Source organism: Enterococcus sp. M190262 (assembly GCF_005843965.1).
Lineage (GTDB): Bacteria > Bacillota > Bacilli > Lactobacillales > Enterococcaceae > Enterococcus_D > Enterococcus_D gallinarum.
On record NZ_CP040461.1, the window covers coordinates 179033 to 199118 of the forward strand.

Sequence of the window (20086 nt, forward strand, 5' to 3'; positions counted from 1 at the left end):
TTTAGCTATGACTTTCATTCGACTATCTTCATCCTCAAATTCGCCTAAGGATGAATCCAATTAGCGTGATTTTTTGATTCGTAATGCTTGATTCTTCGCTAAATAAAATGGACGCAAATAAGCGACTGTGTTTGATAAAAGTAGAACATCGGGAGATAGTTGGATGTTCAAGCAGTTTTCGAGATATTCTTTGCGTTTCGTGATACGTTCCCACAATTCTGGATAATCGGCTTTTAATTCTTGTCGCAGTTCTTGATCAGCTAATGCAATACATTCTTCCGCACTGACACCAGTATACTCAGGAACAGATGGAATGATATCTACTTGGAACATCATGCCGCTTTCTAAAGGTGTAAGAGAGTCCGCGTAGATTGGTGAAGACATCCACTCATCATCCGAAACCAGATGTCCAGGATTCAAATGCCAGTGATAACTCTTTTTTGGCAGAACTTCTTCAATCAATCGATACATCTCGCCACCCGTTTGGTTGATTCGAATTGCTTCCAACCAAGTGGTGATCGCCTGGTAATACGGTTTCACGACACGTTCAAGGTAATCTTGTTGTTCAGCCGGCAATTGACTTGCTTCTGAGACGACAAATCCCGTGCGGCTGGAGAGTCCCCCTTTATAACCAATCGTCATTGAGAAAGGATCACCCAAAGCAATTCGTTTGTGCGTTGGATAAAGATTGGCAAATTCAAATCGTTTACCGCTAGCAGCGATTGGCACCACAGAAGGCATTTGTCCCTCTGCCAACAAATATGCCCCAATTTCGGCTTCTTTTTTGCCAACTTCAATCGCATTCATCGCACTCAAAATACAACGAGAAGAAAGGTTAGCCCCATATTCATAATGAGCGATCTCATTGGCATTGTTGTGACTACGGCTTCCTTTTTCACCAATCAGCAAATAAGCAGCATTTACCACATGACATGTCCTTGTGACTGCCCGTTTGACTGCATCTACGATAAAATAAGGAACATCAAAGAGTGTGGCTGGATCTTCGTGATGCGTCGTGAACATCTTCCACCCAATGATGCCAATTTTTTTCTTCTCTTTAAACCTTAAAGAAGAAAAAACAGAGGATAGTGATTTTTCTCCTGTCATAGGCTGATTCGGCAGCGAAAACTGCGGGTAATGGACTAGCTCTGCCGCTATGCGGGAATGAGCCTGCAGCTTTAAATTTTCATTTCCCAAAATGAGTGTTGCGGCGCCAGTTTTATCTAGAACCAATAGTCCTTCCTCGAATCTTGGCAGGAATCCTGTCAGATATTCAAAGTTGCTGCCATGTTCTTTGTCTGCATAGATCACCAACGTGTCAAACTCTTCAGCAGCCATTCGCTCTAAGACACTTTGTTTGCGCTGACTCATGGTCGCATCACTTAAAAAAACTGGAGCGACCTCTTCAAAAATAGGTGGTTCTGGTAAAATGGCTAATTCAATCGCTTTTTTCATGATTAAAACTCCTTCTGATTTACTCTGTTACATAAATGGTCACATTCGCTGCGGCAAGTGCTGCTTGTAACTCGATGCCTGGTTGTTGATCGGTGATTAAAAGATCGATCTCCGGCAGATCACAGACTTTAAAAAAACCAGTCGTTGCTAACTTTGTATGGTCAGCTACTGCAATGACATACTCTCCTTGTTTCACCATCTGACGCTTGACCATGCCTTCTTCTTCCGTATGGATAAATACGCCTTCTGTAGAAAGGGCAAATACTCCTAACAGTGTGTAATCTGCCTGAAATTGGGCAAGTTTGGCAACAGTATCCGCACCATATAAAAATAATTGTTCTTTGTCTAATCTTCCAGGCAAAACCGTAATCGTACTCTGTTTTAGCGCTGCCAATCGTTGGGCATGAGTCAATGAATTAGTAATCGCTTGAAGAGGATAATCTGACAGTTCATTGATCACCGCTTCTACAGTTGTCGATGCATCAAAAATAATCGCAGCTGGCTGTTTGATCCATTGAATAGCTGCTTTAGCAATTTTTGCTTTTATGTCATAAAATTGCCCGGCGCGAGTTTGATAATCATAAATCACGGCTGCAGGGTTCGTCGAAACCGCCCCTCCGTGGGTTCGTTTAAGTACGTGCCGTTTTTCTAATTGAATCAGATCACGACGAATCGTATCTTTTGATACGGATAACAACTTGGACAATCGTTCAATCGAAGCACTTTGCTCAACTGCTAGCACTTCTTGGATTTTAGCTAGGCGCTGTTCCACAAACATCTCTCTGTCATTCCTTTCCACTAAAAAATACAATGCAAAAAATTGCGAAACAATGCAAAAAGATGCAAACGATCTTAAAAAAACTACCTCCAACAAACATGTTGCAGGTAGTTTTGTCGTCATTGTTCTTCTTATTTTACACGAAGCGCAAAGCTGGCTGTTGAAAAACCTGAACTTGCTTCGGTAACCGTGTACCCAGTGCTTGGTGCATGAATGAAGCTGCCGTTACCAGTTGCAATTGCAACATGATACGTATTGCCTTTTTCACCCCAGAATAGAAGATCTCCTGCTTGGGCTTGAGATACAGGGATGATCGTACCGGCACTTTCTTGCGGAACGGTCCAATCGCCAATATTTTTCCCTGTTACTTGTAAAAAGACATAACGAGTGAAACCGGAACAGTCAAAGACATCTGGCCCTTTCCCTCCCCATTGGTAGGGTGTCCCGATATATTTACGGGCTTCAGCTACAATAGCAGCACCGTTAATATTCGTACCGATAGTATTGTTGCCAGAATTGCCAGGATTTGTTGTGGTATTTCCACTGACTTCTTTTACGTAAGCTGCCGTGATCCAGCCACCGCTAGATAACTTATACCACGTCGTATTACCATTGACAGAAGTCCCTTTTTTCTGCGCCACTGCTTTCACTACAGCGTTGCTGCTCAAACTGCTGACAATACTGGCAGTAGTTGAAGCGTTCGAACGAACATTCATCCCAGTCGTAGTCTGTAGATTTTTACTGATTGCTTGTTCGGCAGAATTATTTGATGAATTAGAATTATTGCTGCTTGATCCACCGGTTGATGGACTGCTCGTATTGCTCGCATCTTTGACATAAGCTGCCGTGATCCAACCACCTGTAGATAATTTGTACCATGTCTTATTGCCGTTGACGGATGAACCTGATTTTTGAGCGACAACTTTAACGGTCGTGCTATTGCTCAGACTTCCCACAACACTACCACTTGTTGATGCACTGGAACGTACATTCAATGAAGCGGTGGTCTTGACATTTTTGCTGATTGCTTGTTCTGTGGTTGATGTGTTTCCAGGATTGCTTGTCGTTGAACCGCTAGACACAGCCTGAACATAAGCTGCGGTAATCCAGCCACCATTAGACAATTTGTACCATGTTGTTGTACCATTCACGGAAGTTCCTGATTTTTGAGCAACCACAGTGACCGTGGCATTGCTGCTCAATCCCCGAACGACACTCGCACTGGTTGATGCACTAGACCGTACATTCAGTGCTGCTGTTGTTTTGACGGTCTTATTGACAGCTGTTTCTCCGCTAGTACTGTTGTTGGAAGAGTTGCTGTTGCTGGCGGTTGTTACATAAGCGCCAGAAATCCAACCCCCAGATGACAACTTGTACCACGTCGTGTTCCCATTGACGGAAGTTCCTGATTTTTGAGCAACAGCTTTGATCGTGGTATTGTTCCCCACACCGTTGATAATTCTCGCACTGGTTGAAGCGTCTGAACGCACATTCAGTGAAGCGGTCGTTTTAAATTGTCGATTGATCGTTGTTTCTGACGATCGAGCAAGAGTTGTCGTTGCAGTTGATTTAGTTGACTTTGCTACTTCTGTTTCATTTACTCCTGTAGCGTTGGCCTCTGGTGCGTTGACCAAAGTTGTGAATACACCTGATGTAGAAGCTAACACCGTTGTAACCCCTATACTTTTTTGAATAAAAAGTGATCGTTTTTGTTTCACTAAACGCTTACGGATTGCTTTTCGAGATTCCAATGAAACACCCCCTCCTTTTCATTCTATCAAAATCGATTGATTTTTAACATCTTTTTTCTGTCTGTAACATTTATTTAATGTAGGTTTATTCCTTGGCACCGAAAAATTTTCTTTCTAAATCCACGTTTTACCTATACAAACGATACAAATACAATTCTATTTTAAATGAAAAAAATATAGAACGCTATCAAAACGAATGAACCCGACTGTTTTTTTGGAAACTAGAGTAGCTCCTATCAAATAAACAAGGTAGGCCAATTTTCTTCAATAATCCTTCCATCTACTCGACATTTATTTGCAATCTAGTCCCTTTTTCTTCACAAATACAATTTTAAAAAGCGTTAAAGCTTTAAAAACAAAAGAGAAACCGTTTTAATTATTTGTGAAATTATGCTATAGTAAAAAAAAGGAAGAGGTGACTTAAAATGAAAACGAAATCGAAAGAAAAAGTTTATGCCGAGCGTCAGCATAGTTATAAGCAAGAAAAAGAGGAAATTTTCAAAAAAGCCCTTGCTTCTGTACCAAAAAAAGACAAAAAATCCGCCGCTAAAGACAAACGATGACCCTTATCTGCCTGCGACATTTACTTTAGGCTGCTTTGTAGCTTGAAAAACATGCCTGACTATTCAACCGATCCGAGTAGACTCTCGGTTCGGCTAAATAATCAGGTATTTTTTGTGTCGTTAAAGCTTTAAAGATCCCGTCATTCCTTTGACAAACCCTCGTTGCATAAAGAGAAAAAGGACTAATGTAGGGATCGTTGCAATGACAATTGCTGTCATCTGCACGCCATAGTTCGCAACATAAGAAGCCGATGATAAGTTCGATATCAGCAACGTCATCGTTTGACGATCTTCTGTCTGCAAAAAGATCAGCGGGAGCAAATAGCTATTCCATGAGTTCATAAAAGCATAGATAGCCGCTGCTGCATAAGTTGAGCGCATCATTGGAAAAACGATCCGAAAGAAAATCGTATACTCACTTGCTCCTTCGATCCTGCTGGCATCTAAAATGCCATCGGGAAAGGACTTGAAATTTTGACGAAAGAAAAAAATCAGGAAGAGATTATTGACTAGCGGCAAAATAACGGCGATATGCTGATTTACAAGATGCAGGCCTGACATCATCTTAAACAATGGGATGACTAATGCAGCCAGTGGAATCATCATGCACAGTAAAAAAAGCGAGTAAATCATTTCACTGCTGCGGGTTCGAAATTTCTCAAAACCAAATGCCGCCAATGATGTGATCAGTAAACTAAATAGAACAGTAATTACAGAAATCTTGATCGAATTCCACATGATCAAGGAAACATTATAGTTAGAAAATAGTTGCTGAAGGTTCGTGATCAGCTGATTTCCTAGTGTGAGTTTTCCAGCAGCAATCTGATTCGATGTATTCGTCGCTCCCGCGATCATCCAATAGAAAGGAAAGATAGAGACGAATGCCGCTACGATCAAAAAAAGATATTTTATCAGTGTATTCACATTTCGCTTCATCGCTGCTCCTTTCTGCTTATTGTCGGTCGTCTTTTGCTAATTTGAACTGCGCATAGGATAAGACCGCAATGAGCACTACCAACGCCCACGACAATGTTGCTGAATAACCAAAATTTGAGGTATAGACAAATGAATGATTGTAGATCAGTTGTGCTGCAGTCAATGTCGCATTTGAAGGGCCACCGCCTGTTAAATTCACCACTTCATCAAAGAGCTGAATCGTTCCGATCGTCGATGTGATTGTGGTAAAAACAATCACTGGCTTCAATTGAGGAATAATGATCCTAAAGAACTTCTGAAAGCTGTTTGCGCCATCTATATCCGCAGCCTCCCACGTATCATCTGAAATATTTTGTAATCCTGCTAAATAAAAAATCATGTTATACCCTGTCCAGCGCCAGCATAAGGCAATGATCACCGTCACTTTCGCCCAAAAAGGGCTATTTAACCAGTCTAACGGTTGTTGGATAATTCCAATTGCCAGCAAGCCCCGATTAATGATCCCACCGATCTGGAACATCATCTTAAATAAAACCGCATAAGAAACCAGAGAGGTGACACTTGGCAGAAATAAGGCAAGCTTAAAAAAAGTTCGTCCAACTAGTTTTGGTGTATTCAACACAAAAGCTAGTAAAAGTCCTAAAAACACCATGATTGGCACTTGAAAAATCAAGAAAACAAAATTGTTGAATAATGCTTTGTGGAAAATGGTATCTTGAAACATCCGAACGTAATTGTCTAAACCAACAAAAACGGATTGCAATCCTTGCATCGTATGAAGAGATAAATAAATTGAATAAAGAATTGGATAGATCATGAAAATACTGCTTAAGATCATTGCAAAACTAATAAATTTCCATACTTCTCGCCTTTTTCTCGAAGGATCCATCTTATCCACTCCCTGCTAATGCAAATCGGCTACTCGCCGACTTGCATTGTATAATTATTTTCGGCTTCTTCTAGCATTTCGTCCAAACTCAATGCATCATCAAAATAACTCTGCATAACTCCTCGAAGAGCATCAACCGCTGCTTGCGTATTGTTGCCATAGTCGACACCAGGGATTTCAGCCATCCAACTCGAAAAATCTTTATAGATTGGCGCATCATTGAAAAATGGGTCTTTGTATTGATACGCATCCCCTTTTTGAGATGGCAAATACGTTCCCACTGCCCCATTCTCGACCAATATCTCTTGATAAAATTCATCATTACCTGCAAATTCTGTCTTCAAGAAATCCATTGCCAGTTCTTTATTTGGCGAATCGTTCAAAACTAACCAGCTTGATCCGCCTAGGTTTGAATAGGGGGTCGCCCCATCAACTGTCTCTAATTGCGGCAGATGTGTATAAGCCCACTTGCCTTTTTGATCCTCCGCGGAACGAATCGTTGCTGAAAACCAAATGGCAGAATTAACCGCCGCGACTTCACCACTCGTAACTGCTCCGATTCCCTCAGGAGCAAAATAATCTACCGGTTTTGCTAACTCTTTCTGGTCAATCTCTTTTAGGATCGGCATCATTTCGCGGATCGCTGGATTGTCTTTCAAGAAAATTTTGCCCTCTTCATCGAAATACCACAGTCCGGCAGACTGCATCGCCATCTGCAGATAATGGGTCCCGCGGTTGGGAATGAATGCGACAAACCATTTACCGGTCTTTTCTTTCACATCTTCACCGATAGTGACAAATTGGGACCAAGTCAAATCTTTCATATCTTCTTCACTGTAGCCTGCCTCACTTAAATAATCGGTGCGATAATATAATCCGGCAGAACCAGAATCAAATGGGACTGCATAGATTCCCTCCTTATAGGTAGCATTCTCTACTTTGTATTCGGCAAAATCAGCAAAGTCGATGGTATCAGATAACTCCGCAAATTTCCCTTCATAATTCGTAAGATAACTTTGTACATCATAATCATCCATCAAAACGATATCAGGCAATCCTTCTGATACCCCCGACGTGAATCCAGAAACCATTTTTTGCTTTGTGTCCTCATTCGACATTTCGATGACATTCACTTTAATCTCATCATGCCCATCCTTACGGTAGTACTCCCCTGCTTTTTCCATAATTGGAATATTGAAATTCGTATCCCAAGCCCAGACAGTCAATGTCTGCTCATCTGAACTAGCAAAATCTCCTGATTCACTACTCTCATTATTACTGGAACAACCAACAAGCAACGCAAAGCTCAATATACTATATAGAAAAATCAACCTTTTTTTCATTTTTCTCTCCTCCTATTTGCTTTTCCTAAAATCCCAGCAAAGGTGCAATAGAAAGCGATTGCACCTTGCTTTTATTATAGATATCAGATGAAAAAAAACCAAATAATTGAATTTCTGTTGATAAAAATGAATAAATTTGAGCCATGATGAATGGAAACAAAATATGAAAGAAGTGCAGAACAATGAGATTAAAATGAGAAAATGATATAGTAGTGCTAACATACAGGAGGTGAGCAGATGGTTTTTACGATTATTCTAAAATTATTCTTTGGGTTATTTGGCTTATTGTTGGTGGCAAGACTGTTAGGGAAAAAGACACTGTCGGAAATCACACCTTTCGACTTGATTTATACTCTCGTTTTAGGCGGAATTTTAGAAGAGTCGATCTACGATGACAACGTTTCGGTCTTCCATGTCCTTTTCGCTATCGCTTTGTGGGCACTGTTGATTTACTTTATTGAAGAATTTGTTCAAAAAAATGAGACAATCAATCGCTGGTTGAAAGGCGAACCGGCAGTCTTGATTCACAATGGTCAGCTCAATATACAAGAGATTACCCGCAATCATATCGAAATGGAGCAGTTGCGAACCATGTTACGGCAACAACAATGTTTCTCCCTTGCAAATGCCAAGTATGTTGTACTGGAAAACGCGGGGCAAATCAGTGTTTTAACACATTCAGAGGATGAGCAAACATTGGCAATCATGCTGGTTGACCAAGGAAATATTCAATATCCTGTACTGCAATCCCATCATTTGAGCGAAACTTGGCTACGAGAAGAATTACAGAAACAAGGCTATTCTTCTTTCAAAAATCTTATTTATGTAGAGTGGTCCCAAGACAATGGGTTTTATATCATCACCAAGGCAGAGACGATTCAGGCTCGCTACCGAATCGATGGCTAAAACAATCATTCGATTTTAAGATACTTTTCCTCTTTAGGAAGATGCCATCAGGAAGATACCATCAGGAAGATACCGTCCATCAACAACTATTTTCGACGAGTAATCACTTAGCAATCAGCATGAGCAAAAAAGGCTTACTTTAAAAACGTTATTTTTTCCTCACTGCCTCTTCATAGAGATTTCTTTGTTTTCTTGGAATTTTTTCAGATGAAAGAAGTATTCTACTGAATTAGATGGAGGTGAAGGGATATAGAGGTAATTGGTGGATTGATTTTTTGGATTCCTGTTTTATTGTTTCTTATTATCGGATCGATATTTATTACATGGCGAAAGAATGTCGTTGTACTACTCTTTCTTTTGATACCATTTTTGTTTTTTTTACTAAATGTTTTTGATCATCATCATTATGAACCCACGTCTGATTTGATGTACAATCTTTTAGGACTAGCTCTTTCAACGATTGCTATCATCCTTTATTTGCTTTTTCAAAGCAAAAAGAAATAGAGTCTATGCCATAAGATCTTCGACAAACGGATATCCCATCGGTGACGATGTCCCGTTGTACTCCAGTCGAATCTTGTAACAAAAGAGCGATGATTCAACGATCAATCAGATGTTTTTTATTTTTACTAAGATTAAATAAGTGAACGAATACTCACTCAAATAAAAGATATCCCAACACTGAGAAATAGTTAGCCCGTCTTCACGATTTTATCGCGAGTATTGGCTAGCTACTCTCAGGCGGGATATCTTTTTTCGCTTGAATCTTCTCATACAAAGCAGAACTCAATTTTTTCACTAGGGCCTTAGCTATTGCTATAATTGCAGGCAACTAGTCCACTTGTTCGATAGTCGTTGTCCCCCAGTTCATGACATTTGCAACATGGACATACCCATCATAAAGATTTAACAGCAAAGCGATTGCACAGACAATATAAACAAGTCGATAAAAAGAATTTGTCTTCTTGTTGCGCCAAATGGCAAAACCGCTTAGGAGGATGCCTAAAGGAAAGATGAATGAGGATACGCCGGCTAAAAGCAGCAAAATCAATCCTTCATCTTTATCAGAAGACATTTGTTGGGTGATAAAACTCAACTTCTTCTTTTTATCTTCAATTTCCACATTATTCTTTTGAATTTGTTCTTTCAATTGTTCATTTTCCTGCAGCAATTCATCAATCGATACTTGATAAAGTTTGCTTAGTAAAACTAAATTATCAATATCTGGATAGCCACGCCCATTCTCCCACTTAGAGATCGACTGACGAGAAATCTTTAATTCTTCTGCTACGGAAGCTTGCGACAATCCGCTTTTCTCACGATATAATTTTAGTTGTTCCGCTAAGGCCACTAATTTCATCTCCTACACCTATTACTTTACAACTAGTTTACCATTAGAAATGGTTGCGGTCACGCTTGCATTTGTTGTAATCGTTCCAGCTTTTTGTTTAAAGCTGCAAGTAGCCTTAGTAGTCGTATGGGTTAATGAACTCGAAAGAATACTTCCTTTCAATGCTTTGATGCTCAAATTTGTCGCCGCTGTGATCTGTTCTTTTGAGTTGATCTTTACATTATAAGAAGCAGTCCAACTTCCTTTGACTGTCTTAGACACTTTATAAGTTCCTTGAGCAATTCGTGCAAAGGGTTGAATATATTCAACAGATAGTACGACTTCATCATCCGCTTCATCAATATAAGATATCTCTTGAGAACCGACGCCAGCGGTCATTTCATAAACAAGCTCATCTGTATTCTTTTCATCCGCTGCAGCTGTGACAGACACCCCCAAAAAACCTAAAAAACAGGCTACTAAAATAACTAATTTCTTCATAAAAACACTCCTCTCTTATTTGTCTTCACTTTATCGCTTTTCTTGAAATATAAGGAGAAACTATAGGTTTACAGGGGGAAACCATTGGTTTACATCCTTCATTTCCCTTTCATTGTAAACAAAAGGTTGCTTCTTTTCTATAACAATTACTGTAATAATGGAAAAGTACGATCTGTGGGGAGGTGTCAGAATGAAAAGGCAAAATAAAATCCTATTATTCAGTTTTAGTCTGCCGCTTTTTAGTGTTTTTTTCGGTCCAGTATCTAGCCAACAATTTGGTCCCTTGTACGAATATGCTTTTGGCTTCCCGCTAAGATTCATCTGGTATAGGAGTATCAATGAACCTCTTGAAAGTCATTGGGCACTCTTTTCCTTTGAAAAGATCGCTCACTTGCAAGTTGATTTACTTGGCTACTTTCTTGCAGTGCTGCTGACTTATCTCGTTTCCCGATTTTTGTTCGAGCAACTCTCACAATGGCTGCATAAGCATGTGCAAAGCGGACTATTATAAATAAAAGGAATGTTTTCGTTAAGAGGATAAACCCTTTCTCAATCCACAAAGACAATACAACCTCAAGATGTCGTAGGCGAAAACAAGTTCCCTCTATATATTGTGGATAAAACTGTTAATATGTGCATAACTCGGTCTTTGGCACGCTGTTTTACGAATAAAACGGCCCAACAAGTATCCTTTTCACAGATAAATGTTGGGCTGGTATCTTAACTCATCCTCATTTTCCAGCAGACCTTCGCAAAAAATTTTTTGCCTTGCTGCTAAACTTATTTCTGTTATTCGTCATTCTCGTGCTATCCATCGATCTCTTTCAGTGCTGCTGACGGCACGTCTTCTTTGGCAATTTCTTCATACGTCTCAACATGTGCCCCTTTATTCGTCAATTTCAAAAAGCGCTCTGTCTTCAACACTTGTAAGCCTTCAAATTCTATCATTCGAGTCTGGCCATCTGCCGTGGCAGCTACTTGTTTGTAATGAGCAGTGCCATAGCCGTTGACCGATTCAGGCGCTTGCGTTTTTACATACATTTCGCTTTTTGGAACAAGTGGATTCAATTGATCTAAAATTCCTGCCACTTCTCCCGATGCTCGGTTAGTGTACAACATGATTCCCCCGCACAGAAGTAAGAAAAACAAACCAATGGATAAGATTGCTCGTACGATTTTTTTCATCATATTCTCCTTTCGTCTCTCTTTCTATCTTAGCAAAATAAAAACAGGGGAAATCGGCCTTAGGTCCCAATCCAAAATAACAAAATTGAAAGGTTGCCGTAAGAAAACTTCTACAACTTATTGATATTTGCTTAATACTGCTTATCCAGCTAGGCAACAAAGGCAAAAAAGATTACAATAATTAAAAAAAGGAGTACCTATATGCTTACACATTTCAATCTTATTGCTATTCTTTTGGCAACACTTGCTTTTATGATCAGCGGGAGCTTACTTTATAATCCAATCCATGCTTGGGGGCGCTTTTGGGCAAAAGAATCTGGCATGCTAAATAAAGAAAGTCATCATATGTCTGCCGGCAATGTCGTTTTTACTTTTGGCGGGACAGCTGTTGGCGGACTATTATTGGCATTTACACTAGGACAAGTCACCTATTGGTTCAATAAGTTTGACCATGACGGTTGGATGATGACGAGCTTGCAAGTGGCCTTTTTGCTATGGCTGGGCGTATTTGCTGTGGCAACTTTCGTAAATGCAGCCTATGCTGGACAAAGCAAAAAACTGATTGGTCTGCATTTATTGAATGGTGCAATCGAGTTAGTCATTATGGGAATCATCATTGGCTTGTTTCCAGTGGTAGGTTAACAAGCTGATACGCAATCATAAGCAAGTGTTTCTCAAGCTATCGGGGGCAGAAAAAAACAGGTAATGTAAACCAATCAGTGAAAACCTGTCGTAAGGTATGAGTGGGCTAGATTGTCTTACGACAATCCTAGTAGTACTTTATTCACCCACGATCTTCTCTTAATCTCTTTCGCTGATTTAGTTGAGCTCTCGGGATTGCTTTTCCCCCTCTAGCAAGCTTGTCGTTTTTTGATTATTCTTGGGCTAAAAAAAGAAAGAAGGGATCACCATCAACTACCTGCCCAATCTCTTGTCCATTGCACGGATCGCGTTAGCTGGTCTTCTATTGATTAATCAGCAGCCTTTGTTTTCAGTCTGCTACATCATTTGCGGATTGACGGATGTTTTAGACGGATTTATTGCACGAACCTATCGATTGCAAACGACCTTGGGCTCAAAACTAGATAGTTTAGGTGATTTTGTTTTTTGGTCCATTGTCCTATTTCTTTACATTAAAACTAAGATCTATCCAGATTGGATCATTTATGGCATTGTCTTAGTCGCTAGCATTCGATTTCTTAATTTGATTTTGACTAAAGTTAAGTTTGCTCAGTGGGGGATGCTGCACACATTGAGCAACAAGATAACAGGTCTTGCCTTGTTTCTCCTGTGTTTCGTGGCATTTACTTTTGGTGACGTATCAGGATATATTTGGGTCGTGACATTCCTGCTCGCTTTGTTTTCATCTATAGAGGAAACACTGATTGTCTGGCGCAGCACTTATTACGAACCGAATCCAAAAGGCTTTTTCACTGTTTCTCATCAATCCAGCTAAATTTTAGCAACAGGAGTATCAAAAAAACGTCCAGCTCTTATTACAGCTGGACGTTTTTTGCGTACTATCTATTATGAATAGTGATGTTTATTTATTTTTTAGCGTAGTCTGAAGCTTGGACCCCTGCTTGACGACCAAAGACCATGATATCAGCAACTGCATTTCCGCCGATACGGTTTTGTCCGTGAATACCACCAGTTACTTCTCCAGCAGCGTATAAACCATCAATAACAGAACCGTCTTTTTTCAAGACTTGTGTATTGGTATTGATTTTTACACCACCCATTGTGTGGTGGATTCCTGGTGCGATTTTGATTGCATAGTAAGGACCAGTTGTTAAGTCATAATCCATTGCTGTTTCTCGACCAAATGCTTCGTCTTTTTTATCTTTAACAGATTGATTCCATGTATCTAGTGTTTTTGCCAATGTATCAGCGTCCATGTCGATTTTCTTCGCTAAGGCTTCGATCGTATCTGCTTCAACGACTACACCTTGTTCTTTGTAGAAATCAACTTGTTTTGCTCGACCTGCTAATGCATCGTCAAAGATCAAGTAAGCATAGCTTTCTGGAAGAGCGGTAATCGCCGCAGAAACATTGTCGCGGGTTTCTAATTCGTTGTAGAAACGTTCACCTTGTTGGTTGACTAAAATCGCACCTTCTCCACGGACTGTTTCACTGACTAACATCCCTGTATCTTGAACAACTGTTGGGTGAACTTGAATTTGATCCATATCGACTGTTGCACCGCCAAGAGATTCAATCATCTTGATGCCGTCACCTGTACTGCCTTCAGATGTTGTGCTGACATAGCCTTTTAAATCCGGACGATATTTTTCTATCATTTCTTTGTTTGAGCCAAAGCCACCAGTGGTAACGACAACTGCATTCCCATTGATCGTTTTTTCCTCATCACCGATTTTTACAGAAACGCCAGTGACTTTTCCGTCTTTTTCGTTGATTTTCTTCACATCAGCATTCACAAACAAAGGAATTTCCTTTTCATGGATATTTCTCAATAGTCCATCTACCAAGTAGGTTCCGACAGCAGAGCCGTCATGTGGACGGTGGATACGTTTGACACTTGCACCACCACTGTAGCTGATGTTGTCTAATGTGATTCCCATGCCGTCTAACCAGTCAATGGCTGAAGCTGAGTTATCGACTAAGTAGTGTAAAAGTTCTTGGTCATTCGTACCTTTACCACCTTTTAGTGTGTCATCAAAGAACTGTTGGTTGCTGTCTTCGATTCCTTGTTCTTTTTGGAATTTTGTTTCAGAAGCATTCATCCCACCAGAAGATTTCAATGTGTTTCCGCCTGCGATCGGCATTTTTTCCAAGATGACTGGATTCATCCCAGCTTCTTTGGCAGATAAAGCAGCTGCCATTCCGGCACCACCAGCACCAACAATGACAATGTCATATTGATCTTTTAGTTCAGAAGGATCGGTATATTCTTGTTCAGATGCACCTGAAGCCACTTCTATTTCGCTTGATGATGCTGAACTTTTTGCTGTTTCACTATCTTTTGTCGCCCCGTTACTACCACAAGCACTGAGCAATAATAAACTTGCAGCGCCAATGACCAATTTCTTTAATCCACTTGTTTTCACTTTTTTCCCCCAACTTTCTTTCTTTTGTTTGATTGTTCTTTGATTCTTCCACTGAAAAAGCAGCGCTCTAGCACTATTGATTGTTACTTTATTAACAAACAAGAATAAAAAATATTTTGACTATTAACAATTTCAATTGCTTTAAAATCAGCGTTATCATCTAAAAAACAAACCCAACATATTTATATAAACATAATAAAAATAGAAAATAATAAAATCACGCTTATATTTTGTGTAATTTTTCATTAGTTGTTCTAATCGAAATTTCATTTACTGTGTATATGTCCCCATTGATCAGCGGTGCATACATAGAAATATATACACACCGCAGGCAAAACCTTAGGAATTTTTCTTTGATTGCTTCTGGTCAAAATTTATTTGATTGCTTCTATTCTTTACTTGCCAACTGCTAGTTGCTTTTTTGGAACGATAATTTTCTACATCTTTATTACACAGAAATATCCTTAGCGCTTTCATGATTTTCGAAAACGGCACTGACTACTTGTTGCGAAAAAACAATCACATTCTCCTGCAAGATGTGTTCTCTTCTGATGGATTCGATTTTCTTTGTCAGACGTTCAATCTCTAAACTGTCGATCGCTCCACTCATGTAGATTGCCGAACGATTCTGGTAGGTGTTTGAGATAATGATGTCTGGCTCTTCAACTAGTGATTCCGCAGCAATAAAATCAATATTATAAAGAGCGGAGAAGATCTTTTTCAGCTGCATAATGAAGAACTGTTCAAATGAGAAAGGAAAATCTGTTTCTACCGAAACAACAATCTTTTTCTCAAATAAAGTAGGTGTGATCAGAGACGTGTAGGCAAGAACATATCGTAAGAGCAGAAACTCCTGTTTTTCTGTAAGTTGCCCTGTTGTGCTGCCAAAACAAATGGTACGTATTTTATTCACAAGCACTGGATAGTAGTGTCTGTAATAGCGGATGATATCTGAATCGGAACCTACTTCCAGGAATCCTTCAAAAGCGTCATAAAAAGAATGCGCCGCCAATAAAATGCCGAAGACATTTTTCTCATTTCCGCCATTTAACGGCAATGTCAATTTTTCTGAGAGACTGACTGCTTCTAAATACACCTCTGCTTTTTCTCTTTCCCAAAAATCGATGATTTGCTTATAGGTCGCCTTTTTAGCGTAAAACTGCGTGGAAGTTTGCATCATCAAAAATAGAAAATAAATGCTTTCATCTCTAAAAAAGCTATACTGAAAGAAAGAATCTTTGATATTTTGAAACTCTTTTTCAAATAGATCTTGAGTCATATTGATCGACCATTGAGGCATTTCCTCCATTTTCAAGCGGTTGCCTTTTTTATCTCTGAGGATGTTGATCGCAATCAAGTAGCACCATTTATCCACGATCGATTGCTTCAGTTGAAAATCAAAATTAGGTAAGATTCGCTGAACGAATAATTCTCTGATATGAGCATAATTCAATTCGGGGTAGGGCCACTGACCGCCTTTACAAATCGTCCAAAAAAAGGAATGACCAAAGTAACGAATTTGGCTTTCGGACCCTTCAATCACGATCCGTCTATTTTTGGTGCCTATCTTTAATTCAAAGCGTTGCAGACTACGGTTGATGCAATGAAATTTTTTTCTTAGGTTTGAAAGGCTTATGTAATTCAATTCACAAAACTCTTCAATCTTAATTCTTTTTGACAATAGACAGTTCTCGATCACTTGATATATGACTGACTGATTATAAATTTCATGTTGTATATCAAAATAAATGTTTTTATTGCCACTAAAAGAGCACCCTAATGCTTTTTTGATTTTGATTGCTTGCGGATTGATTTTTTGCAATTCATTAAGAATACTATCCGTTGTTTTTCGATTCACATTCAGTCTTTCTGATAAATTAACGATTGTTACAAAACTATTTGACTGATAAATATAACGCAAGCAATTGACCATTAATTGGGTTCGCTTTTCAAAAAGATCCTGAATAATCATGTCTTCCTCCTGCATTAAATAGAAGTTCGTTCATAAGTTGCTTTCTTTCATACTCATATAAACTGATAAAACGATTAAATATATATATTAATTTTTAAGCTAATTTTAAACATTTGTCGAATAAGTCGCTCATTCTTCATCTGTTCTATGTAGTGCGCCTCAACAAAGGAAGAACGCTCAACTTTTTACTGTTATAAAAAAAGGCATCTGACTGCCTTCTCTGACCTTAATTCTGTAATTGATCCTCCCTACTACTTAAGTGCTTCCTTTCAGCCATCAATTTTTAATGAGAATTTAACTCCACTAACTAAAAATTATAAAGTTAATCTGTATCTTGAGAAACCCAATTCGGGAAAATGAACTCACTTTTTTTTACATTGTCACTAGAAATGTTTTGGCAGGAACTCCTATAAATGCAGGAAAATTATTGTTAATAAAGACCTTTTTATCGCTGCTTTCGGTTAGCCATTTACTGACGATAATTATCCATGTGATGCTTTTATACTTTTTCAGGAAAAACAAATCCCCCTATTTTATCTTACACAAGCAAAAGAGACCTTCGAGAATAGCCAAAGGTCTCTTGAAAAAATTATTGTTGATGTTTCTGGACTCATCCTATACGAACGTTCTTGCGAGCGGTATATGTTTTAAGATGATTTGCTTCGTGTTTTTTTTAATGCTTTAAATAAGGTGTGATATTGGCCTTTAAAGGACATGGCTTGTTCAAAAATATCTTCACCGTCATTCAGCATCTTAACAGTAACCCAACCTAAAGATTCAGTAATAGCACTGGCTACCCCCGCGTTAATGGACGCGCCGGCGATCGTACCGACTCCCGGTACGAACTTGATAATATTCCCCACAGCGCTTCTACCTAAACTAACAACAACTAATTCTTTAGAAATGCTTTTTGCGATTCCCTCGACCCACGATTGACCAAACAACTTGTGTAGTCTAGCCATCATCGTCATTTGAACAGGTACAAGGAGTATCGCATCTGAAAACGGAATAGGTGAACAACCAATGATGGCCGCCGTCAGAGAAGCGGCATGGATGATTCGATGCGCCTTCTTCTTCGTCGCATCATCCACACCCATTAAAAATTCAGAGAAGACGGCATCAAATTGGGTACGGCTTTTTGCTTGGATCTTTTCTGCCGTATGTTTTGACTTCTCAAAAGATCGACGAATGATCCCTGCCGTTTTGTTTGGTAGTTTGGTTAAAACTTCTGCAAAGAATGACTGAAACTCTTCTTGTTCTGCCGATTCTTTCACAGGTTCATCCACTTGTTGCAGCAAAATCTCTTTTTGAGATTTTTTATTTTTGGGAGTGTTTCTCTTTAATTTCATAAAAACCACCTTTAATGATTAGTTGTCATAGATTTAGTTGCTTTCTCAACCTCTTATTTTCATCATACACTAACAAACAAAAATCACCTAAAGCCGCGCTTCAGGTGTTATAATTCTTAACGGAAGCACAAGAAATCAACTTCTTTCTAACAGAAAAGCTCACATGACCGATCCAACGATACCCCCTTTAAACGAGAGTCTCTCCCGTGGTATAATGACTACTTGTTTCTTGGGTATTATGAAAGTGTCATAACCTCTATTCAGAGAAGCATGTCTAATCGAGCGTGTTTTATTCATATAGGCAGCAGCTGCTGCCAATCCCCACAACAAATCATCATTTGATAAGGAGAAAACAAATCAATGACCTATGCACTTGAAATAAAAGATCTAAAAAAAGTCTATGCGACCGGCGTCGAAGCATTACGCGGTATCAACTTGATAGTTGAAGAAGGTGACTTCTATGCGCTTTTAGGGCCGAACGGTGCTGGCAAATCAACAACCATCGGGATCATTACTTCACTAGTAAACAAATCTTCTGGCAGTGTCAAAGTTTTCGGTTATGATTTGGACAAAGAATTGGTTCAAGTCAAGCAACAAATCGGCTTAGTTCCACAAGAATTCAATTTCAATCCTTTCGAAACAGTACAGCAAATCGTCGTCAATCAAGCGGGCTACTACGGCGTTCCTCGCAAAGAAGCGATCGCTCGTAGCGAAAAATACCTAAAGCAATCCAATTTATGGGAGAAACGCGATGTTCGGGCCAGAATGCTTTCGGGAGGAATGAAGCGCCGTTTGATGATTGCACGGGCTTTGATGCACGAGCCGCGACTCTTAATCCTCGATGAACCAACAGCTGGCGTAGATATCGAACTGCGCCGAGAAATGTGGGCCTTCTTGCAAAAATTAAATAAAAATGGTACGACGATTATTCTAACCACTCACTATTTAGAGGAAGCAGAAATGCTTTGCCGCAACATCGGAATCATTCAATCCGGTGAATTGATCGAAGATACCAGCATGAAGACCCTTTTGTCCAAATTACAGTTTGAGACATTCCTCTTTGACTTAGATACCTATGTGAAACCACCTGTGATCTCCGGCTATAAAAGTGCTTTTGAAGATGATCAAACGTTAGCAGTCGAGATTGAGCGCAATCAAGGCGTTAATGATTTGTTTGAGCAATTTACTAAGCAAGGAATCAAAGTTCTTTCCATGCGCAACAAATCGAATCGTTTAGAGGAACTCTTTTTGAAATTAACCGAAGAAAAGCATGAAGCGGGGGAAAAAAATGTTTAGTCTTTATTTTACAGCATTAAAAAGTCTAGCGGTCAAAGAAACCAACCGCTATTTACGGATTTGGGTCCAAACACTCGTACCACCAGTGATAACGACTTCGTTGTACTTTATTATTTTTGGGAAAATGATTGGCGGCCGTATTGGCGAAATGGGCGGCTTCTCCTACATGGAATTTATCGTTCCCGGGCTGATCATGATGTCAACGATCACCAGTTCTTACGCGAACGTTTCGTCTTCTTTCTTTTCTCAGAAGTTTCAAAAGAATATTGAGGAACTTTTAGTTGCACCCGTACCTACTCATGTGATTATTTGGGGATTTGTTTTCGGTGGTTTGGGCAGAAGTATTTTAGTTGGTATGCTGGTCACAGTGATTTCTCTCTTTTTTGTTCCTTTGCATGTTTTTTCTTGGGTAATGGTTATTCTGACATTAGTGATGACCGCAATTCTTTTCTCACTAGCTGGTTTGCTAAATGGTATCTTTGCCCAATCATTTGACGATGTATCGATCGTGCCAACGTTTGTCCTACAGCCACTGACTTATTTAGGAGGCGTCTTCTATTCCATTTCGATGCTGCCACCAATTTGGCAAGCTATTTCTAAAGTGAATCCAATCGTCTATATGATCTCTGGATTCCGTTATGGCTTTTTGGGCACAACTGATGTGCCGATTTTAGTCTCTGTTCTGATTCTAGTTTTATTCATAATTGTTTTGTACGGTGTCTGTTGGAAATTAATTGAAAAAGGCCGCGGTCTACGCAGCTAAG

General features: G+C 39.5%; 19 protein-coding genes. 7 read left to right on the plus strand and 12 right to left on the minus strand.

Annotated features, from left to right (window positions below; translation table 11 throughout):
* Positions 1-60: 60 nt before the first annotated feature.
* The 3 genes from FE005_RS00825 to FE005_RS00835 form a co-directional block, all read right to left on the minus strand.
* The gene (locus FE005_RS00825; RefSeq protein WP_081132118.1) at positions 61-1455 is read right to left on the minus strand and encodes a Xaa-Pro peptidase family protein; all 1395 of its coding nucleotides are present in this window, start codon (positions 1453-1455) and stop codon (positions 61-63) included.
* Between the two features lie 19 nt (positions 1456-1474).
* The gene (locus FE005_RS00830) at positions 1475-2233 is read right to left on the minus strand and encodes a DeoR/GlpR family DNA-binding transcription regulator (RefSeq protein ID WP_138371130.1); all 759 of its coding nucleotides are present in this window, start codon (positions 2231-2233) and stop codon (positions 1475-1477) included.
* A 131-nt stretch (positions 2234-2364) separates the two neighbouring features.
* The gene (locus FE005_RS00835) at positions 2365-3984 is read right to left on the minus strand and encodes an SH3 domain-containing protein (RefSeq protein WP_103300257.1); all 1620 of its coding nucleotides are present in this window, start codon (positions 3982-3984) and stop codon (positions 2365-2367) included.
* Between the two features lie 425 nt (positions 3985-4409).
* Between FE005_RS00835 and FE005_RS16805 the strand changes: the two genes are divergently transcribed.
* Positions 4410-4547, plus strand: coding sequence for a hypothetical protein (locus FE005_RS16805; RefSeq protein ID WP_021150289.1), 138 nt, complete (start codon positions 4410-4412; stop codon positions 4545-4547).
* A gap of 120 nt (positions 4548-4667) precedes the next feature.
* On the opposite strand, the gene FE005_RS00840 is transcribed toward FE005_RS16805, so the two are convergent.
* The 3 genes from FE005_RS00840 to FE005_RS00850 are packed head-to-tail and all read right to left on the minus strand — an operon-like array spanning position 4668 to position 7715.
* Positions 4668-5483: a carbohydrate ABC transporter permease gene (locus FE005_RS00840; protein WP_003125672.1), complete on the minus strand. Its 816-nt coding sequence runs from the start codon at positions 5481-5483 to the stop codon at positions 4668-4670.
* A gap of 16 nt (positions 5484-5499) precedes the next feature.
* The gene (locus FE005_RS00845) at positions 5500-6372 is read right to left on the minus strand and encodes a carbohydrate ABC transporter permease (RefSeq protein WP_138371131.1); all 873 of its coding nucleotides are present in this window, start codon (positions 6370-6372) and stop codon (positions 5500-5502) included.
* 29 nt (positions 6373-6401) lie between these two features.
* The gene (locus tag FE005_RS00850) at positions 6402-7715 is read right to left on the minus strand and encodes an ABC transporter substrate-binding protein (protein WP_005470601.1); all 1314 of its coding nucleotides are present in this window, start codon (positions 7713-7715) and stop codon (positions 6402-6404) included.
* Positions 7716-7952: 237 nt separating this feature from the next.
* On the opposite strand from FE005_RS00850, the gene FE005_RS00855 reads away from it, so the two are divergent.
* Positions 7953-8621 (plus strand): DUF421 domain-containing protein, encoded by a 669-nt coding sequence (locus tag FE005_RS00855; protein WP_103300255.1) that lies wholly within the window; start codon positions 7953-7955, stop codon positions 8619-8621.
* An 832-nt stretch (positions 8622-9453) separates the two neighbouring features.
* On the opposite strand, the gene FE005_RS00865 is transcribed toward FE005_RS00855, so the two are convergent.
* Together FE005_RS00865 and FE005_RS00870 are read right to left on the minus strand one after the other, a co-directional pair.
* Entirely contained in the window at positions 9454-9972 is a 519-nt protein-coding gene (locus FE005_RS00865; RefSeq protein ID WP_003125666.1) for a helix-turn-helix domain-containing protein, read from the minus strand.
* Positions 9973-9993: 21 nt separating this feature from the next.
* A complete protein-coding gene (locus FE005_RS00870; protein WP_021150292.1) occupies positions 9994-10452 on the minus strand; it encodes a DUF5626 family protein in 459 nt (152 codons plus the stop codon).
* 190 nt (positions 10453-10642) lie between these two features.
* Between FE005_RS00870 and FE005_RS00875 the strand changes: the two genes are divergently transcribed.
* The gene (locus tag FE005_RS00875) at positions 10643-10963 is read left to right on the plus strand and encodes a hypothetical protein (RefSeq protein WP_003125664.1); all 321 of its coding nucleotides are present in this window, start codon (positions 10643-10645) and stop codon (positions 10961-10963) included.
* 296 nt (positions 10964-11259) lie between these two features.
* Here the strand turns inward: FE005_RS00875 and FE005_RS00880 are convergent, their stop codons facing one another.
* Entirely contained in the window at positions 11260-11637 is a 378-nt protein-coding gene (locus FE005_RS00880) for a YxeA family protein (protein WP_003125663.1), read from the minus strand.
* 201 nt (positions 11638-11838) lie between these two features.
* Between FE005_RS00880 and FE005_RS00885 the strand changes: the two genes are divergently transcribed.
* Together FE005_RS00885 and FE005_RS00890 are read left to right on the plus strand one after the other, a co-directional pair.
* Positions 11839-12279: a DUF1761 domain-containing protein gene (locus FE005_RS00885; protein WP_138371132.1), complete on the plus strand. Its 441-nt coding sequence runs from the start codon at positions 11839-11841 to the stop codon at positions 12277-12279.
* A gap of 325 nt (positions 12280-12604) precedes the next feature.
* Complete coding sequence (locus FE005_RS00890) at positions 12605-13093, plus strand: CDP-alcohol phosphatidyltransferase family protein (protein ID WP_254696993.1); 489 nt, start codon at positions 12605-12607, stop codon at positions 13091-13093.
* Positions 13094-13184: 91 nt separating this feature from the next.
* On the opposite strand, the gene FE005_RS00895 is transcribed toward FE005_RS00890, so the two are convergent.
* The 3 genes from FE005_RS00895 to FE005_RS00905 all read right to left on the minus strand — a co-directional run bounded on the left by FE005_RS00895 (position 13185) and on the right by FE005_RS00905 (position 18026).
* Positions 13185-14705, minus strand: coding sequence for a flavocytochrome c (locus FE005_RS00895; protein WP_138371134.1), 1521 nt, complete (start codon positions 14703-14705; stop codon positions 13185-13187).
* A 448-nt stretch (positions 14706-15153) separates the two neighbouring features.
* Positions 15154-16677, minus strand: coding sequence for a helix-turn-helix domain-containing protein (locus FE005_RS00900; protein WP_228073963.1), 1524 nt, complete (start codon positions 16675-16677; stop codon positions 15154-15156).
* A 647-nt stretch (positions 16678-17324) separates the two neighbouring features.
* Positions 17325-18026 carry a YcjF family protein gene (locus tag FE005_RS00905; protein WP_034704047.1) on the minus strand — a complete coding sequence of 234 codons (702 nt, stop codon included), beginning with the start codon at positions 18024-18026 and terminating at the stop codon, positions 17325-17327.
* A gap of 360 nt (positions 18027-18386) precedes the next feature.
* Between FE005_RS00905 and FE005_RS00910 the strand changes: the two genes are divergently transcribed.
* Together FE005_RS00910 and FE005_RS00915 are read left to right on the plus strand one after the other, a co-directional pair.
* Positions 18387-19322: an ABC transporter ATP-binding protein gene (locus tag FE005_RS00910; RefSeq protein ID WP_138371135.1), complete on the plus strand. Its 936-nt coding sequence runs from the start codon at positions 18387-18389 to the stop codon at positions 19320-19322.
* On the plus strand, positions 19315-20085 hold the full coding sequence (locus FE005_RS00915) for an ABC transporter permease (protein WP_138371136.1): 771 nt from the start codon (positions 19315-19317) through the stop codon (positions 20083-20085). The genes FE005_RS00910 and FE005_RS00915 overlap by 8 nt, the downstream gene beginning before the upstream one ends.
* Position 20086: the final 1 nt, after the last annotated feature.

Bases quoted from the DNA above. Each gene is read 5' to 3' on its own strand.
- FE005_RS00825 (WP_081132118.1), bottom strand. From the start codon at position 1,455: ATGAAAAAAGCGATTGAATTAGCCATTTTACCAGAACCACCTATTTTT.
- FE005_RS00830 (WP_138371130.1), bottom strand. From the start codon at position 2,233: ATGTTTGTGGAACAGCGCCTAGCTAAAATCCAAGAAGTGCTAGCAGTT.
- FE005_RS16805 (WP_021150289.1), top strand. From the start codon at position 4,410: ATGAAAACGAAATCGAAAGAAAAAGTTTATGCCGAGCGTCAGCATAGT.
- FE005_RS00840 (WP_003125672.1), bottom strand. From the start codon at position 5,483: ATGAAGCGAAATGTGAATACACTGATAAAATATCTTTTTTTGATCGTA.
- FE005_RS00845 (WP_138371131.1), bottom strand. From the start codon at position 6,372: ATGGATCCTTCGAGAAAAAGGCGAGAAGTATGGAAATTTATTAGTTTT.
- FE005_RS00850 (WP_005470601.1), bottom strand. From the start codon at position 7,715: ATGAAAAAAAGGTTGATTTTTCTATATAGTATATTGAGCTTTGCGTTG.
- FE005_RS00855 (WP_103300255.1), top strand. From the start codon at position 7,953: ATGGTTTTTACGATTATTCTAAAATTATTCTTTGGGTTATTTGGCTTA.
- FE005_RS00870 (WP_021150292.1), bottom strand. From the start codon at position 10,452: ATGAAGAAATTAGTTATTTTAGTAGCCTGTTTTTTAGGTTTTTTGGGG.
- FE005_RS00875 (WP_003125664.1), top strand. From the start codon at position 10,643: ATGAAAAGGCAAAATAAAATCCTATTATTCAGTTTTAGTCTGCCGCTT.
- FE005_RS00880 (WP_003125663.1), bottom strand. From the start codon at position 11,637: ATGAAAAAAATCGTACGAGCAATCTTATCCATTGGTTTGTTTTTCTTA.
- FE005_RS00885 (WP_138371132.1), top strand. From the start codon at position 11,839: ATGCTTACACATTTCAATCTTATTGCTATTCTTTTGGCAACACTTGCT.
- FE005_RS00900 (WP_228073963.1), bottom strand. From the start codon at position 16,677: ATGATTATTCAGGATCTTTTTGAAAAGCGAACCCAATTAATGGTCAAT.
- FE005_RS00905 (WP_034704047.1), bottom strand. From the start codon at position 18,026: ATGAAATTAAAGAGAAACACTCCCAAAAATAAAAAATCTCAAAAAGAG.
- FE005_RS00910 (WP_138371135.1), top strand. From the start codon at position 18,387: ATGACCTATGCACTTGAAATAAAAGATCTAAAAAAAGTCTATGCGACC.
- FE005_RS00915 (WP_138371136.1), top strand. From the start codon at position 19,315: ATGTTTAGTCTTTATTTTACAGCATTAAAAAGTCTAGCGGTCAAAGAA.